Origin of the sequence: Mesorhizobium sp. B2-1-8, assembly GCF_006442545.2 — a bacterium.
GTDB lineage: Bacteria > Pseudomonadota > Alphaproteobacteria > Rhizobiales > Rhizobiaceae > Mesorhizobium.
Map to the genome: position 1 here is coordinate 4,205,175 of NZ_CP083952.1, position 9,125 is coordinate 4,214,299.

Genomic DNA, 9,125 nt, shown 5'->3' on the forward strand with positions numbered 1-9,125 from the left:
CAGATCGACTATTCTTCAGCCGCAACGGCGGTGCCGCGGCGGGCCTGAAGGGTCGAATACTTGATGCCGCGCGCGGCAGCCACATCCTTGGGATGCATCTGGCTCTTCAGCGCGTCGAAGGTGGCGCGAACCATGTTGTAGGGGTTCGACGAACCCATCGACTTGGCGACCACGTCATGCATGCCGAGCGTCTCGAAGACGGCGCGCATCGGGCCGCCGGCGATGATGCCGGTACCCTGCTTGGCGGCGCGCAGCAGCACGCGGCCCGCACCCCAGCGTCCTTCGACGTCGTGATGCAGCGTGCGGCCCGAGCGCAGCGGCACGAAGATCATGTCGCGCTTGGCCGATTCGGTCGCCTTGCGGATGGCTTCCGGCACTTCGCGCGCCTTGCCGTGACCGAAGCCGACACGGCCCTTCTGGTCGCCGACGACGACGAGTGCGGCGAAGCCGAAGCGGCGGCCACCCTTGACGACCTTGGCGACGCGATTGATGTGGACGAGCTTGTCCACCATGCCATCGTCGCGCTCTTCACGCTCGCGGCCGCGGCCGCCTTCCCTACGTTCCTGTGCCATATCCTGTTCCTTGTTCTTTTCCGGAAGCACGGGTTGCTGATTGCTGACGCCACTTTTGGGTCGTCAGCGGTGAACTTCTCCTTTGCATGATCTTGTCCGAAAAGTCTGCAACTTTTCGGGATCATGCATTAGAAGCTGAGACCGCCTTCGCGAGCTGCCTCGGCCAGCGCCTTGACGCGGCCGTGATAGATGTACGGGCCACGATCGAAGACGACTTCCTTGATGCCGGCCTTGGTGGCGCGCTCGGCGATCAGCTTGCCGATCGCGGCGGCGGCGGCGGTGTCGGCGCCGGTCTTGAGCGAACCCTTGAGGTCCTTCTCGAGCGTCGAGGCGGCAGCGATGGTGTGCCCCTTGGCGTCGTCGATCACCTGGACGTAGATGTTCTTCGACGTGCGGTGCACCGAAAGACGCGGACGCTCGCCGGCGACTTTCTTGATCTGGCGGCGGACGCGTTGCGCACGGCGCTGGATGGCTTCCTTGGTACCCATGATGTCTTCCTTGCCTTCAAAAAACGGGGGCCGCCATATGCGGTAGGCGAAACGCCTCCCGCGACCGCTCCCCGCGGCGTTACACTTCCGTGGCTTGGTCCTGTCCGAAAAGCCTGCGACTTTTCAGGGCCAAGCCGACTACTTCTTCTTGCCTTCCTTGCGGACGATCTTCTCGCCGGCGTAACGGACACCCTTGCCCTTGTAAGGCTCGGGACCACGGTATTCGCGGATCTCCGCGGCAACCTGGCCGACCTGCTGCTTGTCGATGCCGGCCACGGTGATTTCGGTCGGCTTCGGCACGGTGATCGTGATGCCGGCAGGCGTCTCGTAGACGACATCATGGCTGAAGCCAAGGGCCAGCTGCAGGTTCTTACCCTGCAAGGCAGCGCGATAGCCGACGCCGGTGATCTCGAGCTTCTTCTCGAAACCGTCCTTGACACCCTGCAGGATGTTGACGATCTGCGTGCGCGACATGCCCCACTTGGAGCGGGCTGTCTTGGTCTGGTCGCGCGGCTGGACAGCGATCTCGCTGCCTTCCATCTTGACCAGCACTTCGTCATTCACCACGAACTTCAGCTCGCCCTTGGGGCCCTTCGCCGTCACGGTCTGGCCGTTGACGGTCGCGGTCACGCCCTGCGGCAGCGAAACGGGTTTCTTTCCAATACGAGACATTTTGTTGTCCTCGTCACTTCTCTTGTTTCAGGTCTCTGTCTTCGGAACGATCCGCAGACCGGATTCCAATTTGCGGTGAGCTGCCAGATCAAAAGATCTGGCAGAGGATCTCGCCGCCGACGTTCTGCTCGCGTGCTTCGTGGTCGGCCATCACGCCCTTCGGTGTCGAAAGGATGGCGATGCCGAGGCCGTTGGCGACGTGCGGGATCGACTTGGCCGAAACGTAAACGCGGCGGCCGGGCTTCGAAACGCGGGCTATTTCGCGCACTACCGGAGCACCGTCGAAATACTTCAGCTCGATTTCGATTTCGGACTTGCCGTTGTCGAAGTCGGTCTGGCTGTAATCGCGGATATAGCCTTCAGCCTTCAGCACGTCGAGGACGCGGGTGCGCAGACGCGAGGCCGGCGTCGAGACACTCGACTTCTTGCGGCCATAGGCGTTGCGGATGCGGGTCAGCATATCGCCGAGAGGATCGCTCAATGACATGTTATGTCCTCCTTACCAGCTCGACTTGACCAGGCCCGGGATCTGGCCGTTATTGCCGAGATCCCGAAGCGCGATGCGCGATACTTTGAGCTTGCGATAGTAGGCGCGCGGACGGCCGGTGACTTCGCAGCGGTTGCGGATGCGGATCTTGGCCGAGTTGCGCGGCAGGGCAGCAAGCTTCAGCTGAGCGCGGAAGCGCTCTTCCATCGGCTTGGACTGATCCATGATGATCGCCTTCAGCGCGGCGCGCTTGGGACCGTACTGGTCGGCAAGCTTGCGGCGCCTGTTGTTCTTCTCGACTGAGCTGGTCTTTGCCATTTCAGATTTTTCCTTTTCTCGCTGCCGTTACTGGCGGAAGGGGAAGTTGAAAGCCTTGAGCAAAGCCCTGGCTTCGTCATCCGTCTTCGCAGTCGTACAAACGATGACGTCCATGCCCCAGATCTGATCAACCTTGTCGTAGTTGATCTCCGGAAACACGATGTGTTCCTTGATGCCCATGGCGTAGTTGCCACGGCCATCGAAGCTCTTGGGGTTCAGTCCGCGGAAGTCGCGGACGCGCGGCAGCGCGATGTTCACGAGGCGGTCGAGGAACTCGTACATACGTTCCTTGCGCAGCGTGACTTTGGCGCCGATCGGCATGTTCTCGCGGACCTTGAAGCCAGCGATCGAATTGCGAGCGCGGGTGACGACGGCCTTCTGGCCGGCGATCATCGCCAGGTCCTCGGCCGCGACCGAAGGCTTCTTCGAATCGGCGGTCGCTTCGCCGACACCCATGTTCAGCACGATCTTGTCGAGGCGCGGAACCTGCATGTCGTTGTCGTAGCCGAACTGCTCCTGCAGCGCCTTGCGAATGGTCTCGTTATAGACTTGCTTGAGGCGCGGCGTGTTGTTGGCAGTCGCCTGCTTGGTTTGAGCCTTAGCCATTGATGACTTCTCCCGAGCGCTTGGCGACGCGCACCTTCTTGCCGTCCTTCTGGAAGATGAAACCGACGCGGGTCGGCTTGCCATCCTTCGGGTCGGCCAGCGCGATGTTCGACAGCTGGATCGGCGCTTCCTTGGTGATGATCCCGCCCTCTTGGGACTGGGACTGCTTCTGGTGACGACGGATCATGTTGACGCCGCGCACCAGCGCGGTGTCATCTTTCGGCTGAACCGAGAGGACTTCGCCCGAACGGCCCTTGTCCTTGCCGGCCAGCACGACGACCTTGTCGCCTTTTCTAATCTTTTGCATTGGTCCGGCTCCTTACAGCACTTCAGGCGCGAGCGAGATGATCTTCATGTGGTTCTTGGCGCGGAGTTCGCGCGGAACCGGTCCGAAGATACGCGTGCCGATCGGCTCTTTCTTGTTGTCGACGAGAACGGCCGCGTTCTTGTCGAAACGGATCACGCTGCCGTCCGGGCGGCGGATGTCCTTGGCCGTGCGAACCACGACCGCCTTCATCACATCGCCCTTCTTAACGCGGCCGCGCGGAATGGCTTCCTTGATCGACACCACGATGATGTCGCCCACGGAAGCGTATTTCCGCTTCGAGCCGCCCAGCACCTTGATGCACATGACACGACGCGCGCCGGAATTATCCGCCACGTCGAGGTTTGTTTGCATCTGAATCATGACTGGCCGCCTTCTTCTTTTCTAACGGGACGGGCTCGAAGCCCCTCCCCGGTCTGTCCAAAATTCGTTGTTTACGCCCAGAGGTCAGGCTTGGTCCGAGGACACGACGATCCAGCGCTTGTCCTTGGAAATCGGCTTCGATTCCTGGATGAACACCTGGTCGCCGACCTTGTGGGCGTTGTTCTCGTCGTGCGCCTTGTACTTCTTGGTCATGCGCACGGTCTTCTTCATCACGGGATGCGTGAAGCGCCGTTCGACCTTGACGACAACCGTCTTCTCGTTCTTGTCGCTGACGACGGTGCCCTGCAGAATGCGCTTTGGCATGGTTTTCGTCCTTAAGCCTTCTTGGCCGCGGACTTTTCCGCAGCGATGGTCTTGATACGCGCAATGTCCTTGCGAACCTGCCTCACGCGCGCGGTCTTCTCGAGCTGGCCGGTGGCCTTCTGGAAGCGCAGGTTGAACTGCTCCTTCTTCAGGCTGGCCAGGTCGTCGGTCAGCTGGTCCTGGGTCTTGGTCCGGATGTCTTCGGCTTTCATGATCAGCCCGTCCTTATTCTGCGATGCGCTGTACGAAGCGCGTCCTGACCGAGAGCTTGGCCGCGCCGAGACGCAGCGCCTCACGGGCGGTTTCTTCATTGACGCCGTCGATCTCGAACATGATGCGACCCGGCTTGACGCGCGCCGCCCAGTAGTCGACCGCGCCCTTGCCCTTACCCATGCGGACTTCGGTCGGCTTCGAGGTGACCGGCACATCCGGGAAAATACGGATCCAGACACGGCCAGCGCGCTTCATTTCGCGAGTGATCGCGCGGCGGGCCGCCTCGATCTCACGCGCGGTGACGCGGTTCGGCTCAAGCGCCTTCAGCCCGAAACCACCGAAATCCAGGTTGGTGCCGCCCTTTGCGGTACCATGGATACGGCCCTTGAACTGCTTGCGGAACTTTGTGCGCTTTGGCTGCAGCATCGTTCTAACTCCAAATTCCTAAATGTCTCAGGCGTTTTCGCGACGACGACCGCGTTCGCGATCACCACCACCGCCATGCGCAGCATCACCCTCGGTCGCACGACGCTCCGAAGCCATCGGATCGTGCTCGAGGATCTCGCCCTTGAATACCCAGACCTTGACGCCGCAAATGCCGTAGGCCGTATTCGCCTCTGCCGTGCCGTAGTCGACATCGGCGCGCAGCGTATGCAGCGGCACGCGACCTTCACGATACCATTCCATGCGCGCGATCTCGGCGCCGCCAAGACGGCCGGCGCAGTTGATGCGGATGCCTTCGGCACCGAGGCGCATGGCCGACTGCACTGCGCGCTTCATGGCGCGGCGGAACGCGATGCGGCGCTCGAGCTGCTGGGCGATCGACTGGGCGACCAGGGTCGCGTCGATTTCCGGCTTGCGCACTTCGACGATGTTGAGGTGCGTCTCGGACTTCGTCATCTCCATCAGCTTCTTGCGAAGCTTCTCGATGTCGGCGCCCTTCTTGCCGATGATCAGACCCGGGCGTGCGGCATGGATGGTGACGCGGCACTTCTTGTGCGGACGCTCGATCACGACCTTCGAGATCGCGGCCTGCTTGAGCTCCTTCTCAAGATACTTGCGGATCTTGATGTCCTCATGCAGCAGCTTGCCGTACTCGCCGGTGTTCGCGAACCAGCGCGAATCCCAGGTGCGGTTGATGCCGAGGCGAAGACCGATCGGATTGACTTTCTGGCCCATTATGCGGCCTCCCCTTTTTCTTCGACTTCACGAACGACGATCGTGAGGTGCGAGAACGGCTTCTCGATACGGCTGGCGCGACCACGGCCACGAGCGTGGAACCGCTTCATGACGATCGACTTGCCGACATAGGCTTCCGCCACGATCAGTGCATCGACGTCGAGGTCGTGGTTGTTTTCCGCGTTGGCGATTGCCGATTCCAGCGTCTTCTTGACCGTGCCGGAAATCCGCTTGGCCGAGAATTCGAGATCGGAAAGCGCTGTCGCGACCTTCTTGCCGCGGATCAGCGCGGCAACCAGGTTCAGCTTCTGCGGGCTGATACGGATCGTGCGCAACACGGCGCGCGCTTCGTTGTCAGCAAGCCTGCGCGGAGCTTTGGCCTTGCCCATGATTATTTCCTCTTCGCCTTCTTATCCGCGCCGTGACCGTAATAGGTCCGCGTCGGAGCGAATTCACCGAACTTGTGACCGACCATGTCCTCGTTCACCGCGACGGGAACATGCTTCTGGCCGTTGTAGACACCGAAGGTGAAGCCGACGAACTGCGGCAGGATGGTGGAGCGACGGCTCCACATCTTGATCACCTCATTGCGACCACCTTCACGAACCTTGTCCACCTTCTTGAGAAGGTAGCCGTCGATGAAGGGGCCTTTCCAAATAGAACGAGTCACTTGGCGTTACCTCTTCTTAGCTCTTGCGCTGATGGCGCGAGCGCAGGATGAACTTGTCGGTCGCCTTGTTGGACCGCGTCTTCTTGCCTTTGGTCGGCTTGCCCCACGGGCTGACCGGATGACGGCCACCAGAGGTGCGGCCTTCGCCGCCGCCATGCGGGTGGTCGACCGGGTTCATGGTCACGCCGCGATTGTGCGGACGCTTGCCACGCCAAACCGTGCGGCCGGCCTTGCCGTCGTTGATGTTGCCGTGGTCCGGATTGGACACAGCACCGACGGTGGCCATGCAGGAGCCGTGAACGACACGCTGCTCGCCCGAGTTGAGGCGCAGGATCGCCATACCCTGGTCGCGGCCGACCAGCTGGCCGTAACCACCTGCCGACCGGGCGACCTGGGCGCCTTTGCCCGGCTTCAACTCGATGTTGTGGACGATGGTGCCAACCGGCATCGAGGCCAGCGGCATCGCATTGCCCGGCTTCACGTCGACCGCTTCGCCGGCCACGATCTTGTCGCCGGGAGCCAGACGCTGCGGAGCGATGATGTAGGACAGCTCACCGTCATCATACTTGATCAGCGCGATGAAGGCGGTGCGGTTCGGATCATATTCGATGCGCTCGACCGTGCCGACAACGTCGAACTTGCGGCGCTTGAAGTCGATGATGCGGTACGAACGCTTGTGACCGCCGCCGATGAAGCGGGCCGTGATGCGGCCGTGATTGTTGCGGCCGCCCGACTTGGTCAGGCCTTCGGTCAGGCCCTTGACAGGCTTGCCCTTGTAGAGGCCCGAGCGGTCGACGATGACCAGCTGGCGGGTGCTCGGCGTTATCGGGTTGAATTTCTTAAGTGCCATTGTCCTGTCCTCGCGGCCTTGCTCAGAGACCCGTCGCGACGTCGATCGACTGGCCGTCGGCCAGCGTCACGATCGCCTTCTTGACGTCGCTCTGGCGGCCGATCGTGCCGCGGAAGCGCTTGATCTTGCCCTTGCGGACAAGCGTGTTCACGGCCATCACCTTGACGCCGAACAGCGCTTCGACGGCGGCCTTGATTTCTGGCTTCGACGCCTTCTTGGCGACGTTGAAGACGACCTGGTTCTGCTCGGAGGCCATGGTCGACTTTTCGGTGATCGCCGGCGAGACGATCACGTCGTAGTGACGGAGGTCGGTCATTTAAAGCGCTCCTCGAGAGCCTCGACGGCGGCCTTCGAAAGGACCAGCGTGCCGCGGCGCAGAATGTCGTAGACGTTGATGCCCTGGATGGGCAGCACGTCGATGTTGGGGATGTTGGTGGCTGCCAGCTTGAAGTTCTTGTCAAGCTCGGCGCCGCCAATCACCAAGGCGTTGGTCAGGCCCAGCGTCGCGAAATTCGCGATCAGCGCCTTCGTCTTGGCCTCGGTCAGCTTCAACTCGTCGATGATGATGATCGACGCGCTCTTGGCCTTGGCCGAGAGAGCATGCTTGAGGCCAAGCGCACGAACCTTTTTGGGCAGTTCGTGCTCATGGCTGCGAACGACCGGGCCGTGGGCCTTGCCGCCGCCGCGGAACTGCGGAGCGCGTGCCGAGTGGTGACGGGCGCGGCCCGTACCCTTCTGCTTGTACATCTTGGCGCCGGTGCGCGCGATTTCGGCGCGGCCCTTGGCCTTGTGCGTGCCCTGCTGCTTCTTGGCAAGCTGCCAGCGCACGACGCGCTGCAGGATGTCCTCGCGCGGATCAAGGCCGAAAATTCCGTCGGAAAGTTCCACCTTGCCGGCGTCTTTACCGCCGAGCGTTGTGATCTTGAGATCCATTATTCCGCTCCCTCTGTGGCCGGAGCCTCGTTCTTCGCAGCTGCCGCAACAGCGCGGATCGCGGCGGGCTTCGGCGCATTGGCCGGCAGCGCCACCTTGGCCGCGTCGCGGACCAGGATCCAGGCGCCCTTCGATCCGGGAACCGCACCGCGGATCAGGATCAGGCCGCGGTCGGCGTCGGTCGAGACGATCTCGACATTCTGTGTGGTGACGCGGGTGTCGCCCATGTGGCCAGCCATATGCTTGCCCTTGAACACCTTGCCCGGGTCCTGGCGCTGGCCAGTCGAACCGTGCGTACGGTGCGAGACCGAGTTACCGTGCGTCGCGCGGCCACCACCCATGTGGTGGCGCTTGATGACGCCCTGGAAACCCTTGCCGATCGTCGTGCCCGTCACATCGACCTTCTGGCCGGCGACAAAGTGCTCGACCGTGATCTCGGCGCCAACGTCGATCATGTTGTCGGCGGAGACGCGGAACTCGGCAACCTTCGCCTTCGGCTCGACGGAAGCGGTCGCGAAATGGCCGCGCATCGCCTTCGACGTGTTCTTCACCTTGGCGAGGCCAACGCCGAGCTGAACGGCGGTGTAGCCATTCTTCTCCTGCGTGCGCTGTGCCACGACCTGGCAGTTCTCCATCTGGAGAACGGTGACGGGAACATGTTCCCCGGCATCATTATAGATGCGGGTCATTCCCACCTTCTTTGCAATCACACCTGAACGCATCGGTTCAATTCCTTTAGAGTTCCGGGCCAGGGACACCGCCCCTTACCGCGCTCTCATTCCCTTAGAGCTTGATCTCGACGTCGACGCCGGCGGCCAGATCGAGCTTCATCAAAGCATCGACGGTCTGCGGGGTCGGATCGACGATGTCGAGCAGACGCTTGTGCGTGCGCATCTCGAACTGCTCGCGGCTCTTCTTGTCGACGTGAGGCGACCGGTTGACCGTGAACTTTTCGATCCGCGTCGGCAGCGGAATGGGGCCGCGGACGTTTGCACCAGTGCGCTTGGCCGTCGACACGATTTCCTTCGTCGAGGCGTCGAGCACGCGGTGGTCAAACGCCTTCAGGCGGATGCGGATATTCTGTCCGTTCATGCGTCACTTCCTTGTTCTGGCGCGGCGCGGGCA

19 protein-coding genes are annotated in these 9,125 nt (G+C 61.9%); all 19 read right to left on the reverse strand.

Annotated features, from left to right (window positions below; genetic code table 11):
* Window positions 1-8: 8 nt before the first annotated feature.
* The 19 genes from rpsE to rpsJ all read right to left on the reverse strand — a co-directional run bounded on the left by rpsE (window position 9) and on the right by rpsJ (window position 9,092).
* Complete coding sequence (gene rpsE, locus FJ970_RS20535) at window positions 9-572, reverse strand: 30S ribosomal protein S5 (protein WP_032933400.1); 564 nt, start codon at window positions 570-572, stop codon at window positions 9-11.
* Window positions 573-700: 128 nt separating this feature from the next.
* On the reverse strand, window positions 701-1,060 hold the full coding sequence (gene rplR / locus FJ970_RS20540) for a 50S ribosomal protein L18 (RefSeq protein WP_027145576.1): 360 nt from the start codon (window positions 1,058-1,060) through the stop codon (window positions 701-703).
* A gap of 138 nt (window positions 1,061-1,198) precedes the next feature.
* Window positions 1,199-1,732, reverse strand: a complete 534-nt coding sequence (gene rplF / locus FJ970_RS20545) for a 50S ribosomal protein L6 (protein WP_013895694.1) — start codon at window positions 1,730-1,732, stop codon at window positions 1,199-1,201.
* An 88-nt stretch (window positions 1,733-1,820) separates the two neighbouring features.
* Window positions 1,821-2,219, reverse strand: coding sequence for a 30S ribosomal protein S8 (gene rpsH, locus FJ970_RS20550; RefSeq protein ID WP_006205453.1), 399 nt, complete (start codon window positions 2,217-2,219; stop codon window positions 1,821-1,823).
* Window positions 2,220-2,231: 12 nt separating this feature from the next.
* On the reverse strand, window positions 2,232-2,537 hold the full coding sequence (gene rpsN, locus FJ970_RS20555; protein WP_010909282.1) for a 30S ribosomal protein S14: 306 nt from the start codon (window positions 2,535-2,537) through the stop codon (window positions 2,232-2,234).
* A 27-nt stretch (window positions 2,538-2,564) separates the two neighbouring features.
* The gene (gene rplE, locus FJ970_RS20560; RefSeq protein ID WP_127278265.1) at window positions 2,565-3,143 is read right to left on the reverse strand and encodes a 50S ribosomal protein L5; all 579 of its coding nucleotides are present in this window, start codon (window positions 3,141-3,143) and stop codon (window positions 2,565-2,567) included.
* Window positions 3,136-3,450, reverse strand: a complete 315-nt coding sequence (gene rplX / locus FJ970_RS20565) for a 50S ribosomal protein L24 (protein ID WP_006205456.1) — start codon at window positions 3,448-3,450, stop codon at window positions 3,136-3,138. Before rplX ends, rplE begins: the two co-directional genes overlap by 8 nt.
* Before the next feature lie 12 nt (window positions 3,451-3,462).
* Window positions 3,463-3,831 (reverse strand): 50S ribosomal protein L14, encoded by a 369-nt coding sequence (rplN, locus tag FJ970_RS20570; RefSeq protein WP_006205457.1) that lies wholly within the window; start codon window positions 3,829-3,831, stop codon window positions 3,463-3,465.
* Window positions 3,832-3,915: 84 nt separating this feature from the next.
* Window positions 3,916-4,155 carry a 30S ribosomal protein S17 gene (gene rpsQ, locus FJ970_RS20575; RefSeq protein WP_010909280.1) on the reverse strand — a complete coding sequence of 80 codons (240 nt, stop codon included), beginning with the start codon at window positions 4,153-4,155 and terminating at the stop codon, window positions 3,916-3,918.
* A gap of 11 nt (window positions 4,156-4,166) precedes the next feature.
* Window positions 4,167-4,367: a 50S ribosomal protein L29 gene (gene rpmC / locus FJ970_RS20580; RefSeq protein WP_006205459.1), complete on the reverse strand. Its 201-nt coding sequence runs from the start codon at window positions 4,365-4,367 to the stop codon at window positions 4,167-4,169.
* A 13-nt stretch (window positions 4,368-4,380) separates the two neighbouring features.
* Entirely contained in the window at window positions 4,381-4,794 is a 414-nt protein-coding gene (rplP, locus tag FJ970_RS20585) for a 50S ribosomal protein L16 (protein WP_006205460.1), read from the reverse strand.
* 27 nt (window positions 4,795-4,821) lie between these two features.
* A complete protein-coding gene (gene rpsC / locus FJ970_RS20590) occupies window positions 4,822-5,547 on the reverse strand; it encodes a 30S ribosomal protein S3 (RefSeq protein WP_013895697.1) in 726 nt (241 codons plus the stop codon).
* Window positions 5,547-5,936 carry a 50S ribosomal protein L22 gene (rplV, locus tag FJ970_RS20595; RefSeq protein ID WP_006205462.1) on the reverse strand — a complete coding sequence of 130 codons (390 nt, stop codon included), beginning with the start codon at window positions 5,934-5,936 and terminating at the stop codon, window positions 5,547-5,549. The genes rpsC and rplV overlap by 1 nt, the downstream gene beginning before the upstream one ends.
* 2 nt (window positions 5,937-5,938) lie before the next feature.
* The gene (gene rpsS, locus FJ970_RS20600; protein ID WP_027044977.1) at window positions 5,939-6,217 is read right to left on the reverse strand and encodes a 30S ribosomal protein S19; all 279 of its coding nucleotides are present in this window, start codon (window positions 6,215-6,217) and stop codon (window positions 5,939-5,941) included.
* A 16-nt stretch (window positions 6,218-6,233) separates the two neighbouring features.
* Window positions 6,234-7,067: a 50S ribosomal protein L2 gene (gene rplB / locus FJ970_RS20605; RefSeq protein ID WP_027145574.1), complete on the reverse strand. Its 834-nt coding sequence runs from the start codon at window positions 7,065-7,067 to the stop codon at window positions 6,234-6,236.
* Between the two features lie 22 nt (window positions 7,068-7,089).
* On the reverse strand, window positions 7,090-7,383 hold the full coding sequence (locus FJ970_RS20610) for a 50S ribosomal protein L23 (RefSeq protein WP_010909275.1): 294 nt from the start codon (window positions 7,381-7,383) through the stop codon (window positions 7,090-7,092).
* Complete coding sequence (gene rplD, locus FJ970_RS20615; protein WP_015317984.1) at window positions 7,380-8,000, reverse strand: 50S ribosomal protein L4; 621 nt, start codon at window positions 7,998-8,000, stop codon at window positions 7,380-7,382. The genes FJ970_RS20610 and rplD overlap by 4 nt, the downstream gene beginning before the upstream one ends.
* Window positions 8,000-8,722: a 50S ribosomal protein L3 gene (rplC, locus tag FJ970_RS20620; RefSeq protein ID WP_023757978.1), complete on the reverse strand. Its 723-nt coding sequence runs from the start codon at window positions 8,720-8,722 to the stop codon at window positions 8,000-8,002. The genes rplD and rplC overlap by 1 nt, the downstream gene beginning before the upstream one ends.
* 61 nt (window positions 8,723-8,783) lie before the next feature.
* Window positions 8,784-9,092, reverse strand: coding sequence for a 30S ribosomal protein S10 (rpsJ, locus tag FJ970_RS20625; RefSeq protein WP_010909272.1), 309 nt, complete (start codon window positions 9,090-9,092; stop codon window positions 8,784-8,786).
* Between the last annotated feature and the right edge of the window lie 33 nt (window positions 9,093-9,125).

Coding starts and splice junctions, on each gene's coding strand:
- rplX (WP_006205456.1), bottom strand. CDS start 3,450: ATGCAAAAGATTAGAAAAGGCGACAAGGTCGTCGTGCTGGCCGGCAAG.
- rpsC (WP_013895697.1), bottom strand. CDS start 5,547: ATGGGCCAGAAAGTCAATCCGATCGGTCTTCGCCTCGGCATCAACCGC.
- rpsQ (WP_010909280.1), bottom strand. CDS start 4,155: ATGCCAAAGCGCATTCTGCAGGGCACCGTCGTCAGCGACAAGAACGAG.
- rplP (WP_006205460.1), bottom strand. CDS start 4,794: ATGCTGCAGCCAAAGCGCACAAAGTTCCGCAAGCAGTTCAAGGGCCGT.
- rplV (WP_006205462.1), bottom strand. CDS start 5,936: ATGGGCAAGGCCAAAGCTCCGCGCAGGCTTGCTGACAACGAAGCGCGC.
- rpsN (WP_010909282.1), bottom strand. CDS start 2,537: ATGGCAAAGACCAGCTCAGTCGAGAAGAACAACAGGCGCCGCAAGCTT.
- rpsH (WP_006205453.1), bottom strand. CDS start 2,219: ATGTCATTGAGCGATCCTCTCGGCGATATGCTGACCCGCATCCGCAAC.
- rplR (WP_027145576.1), bottom strand. CDS start 1,060: ATGGGTACCAAGGAAGCCATCCAGCGCCGTGCGCAACGCGTCCGCCGC.
- rplE (WP_127278265.1), bottom strand. CDS start 3,143: ATGGCTAAGGCTCAAACCAAGCAGGCGACTGCCAACAACACGCCGCGC.
- rpmC (WP_006205459.1), bottom strand. CDS start 4,367: ATGAAAGCCGAAGACATCCGGACCAAGACCCAGGACCAGCTGACCGAC.
- FJ970_RS20610 (WP_010909275.1), bottom strand. CDS start 7,383: ATGACCGACCTCCGTCACTACGACGTGATCGTCTCGCCGGCGATCACC.
- rpsE (WP_032933400.1), bottom strand. CDS start 572: ATGGCACAGGAACGTAGGGAAGGCGGCCGCGGCCGCGAGCGTGAAGAG.
- rplN (WP_006205457.1), bottom strand. CDS start 3,831: ATGATTCAGATGCAAACAAACCTCGACGTGGCGGATAATTCCGGCGCG.
- rpsJ (WP_010909272.1), bottom strand. CDS start 9,092: ATGAACGGACAGAATATCCGCATCCGCCTGAAGGCGTTTGACCACCGC.
- rplC (WP_023757978.1), bottom strand. CDS start 8,722: ATGCGTTCAGGTGTGATTGCAAAGAAGGTGGGAATGACCCGCATCTAT.
- rplF (WP_013895694.1), bottom strand. CDS start 1,732: ATGTCTCGTATTGGAAAGAAACCCGTTTCGCTGCCGCAGGGCGTGACC.
- rplD (WP_015317984.1), bottom strand. CDS start 8,000: ATGGATCTCAAGATCACAACGCTCGGCGGTAAAGACGCCGGCAAGGTG.
- rplB (WP_027145574.1), bottom strand. CDS start 7,067: ATGGCACTTAAGAAATTCAACCCGATAACGCCGAGCACCCGCCAGCTG.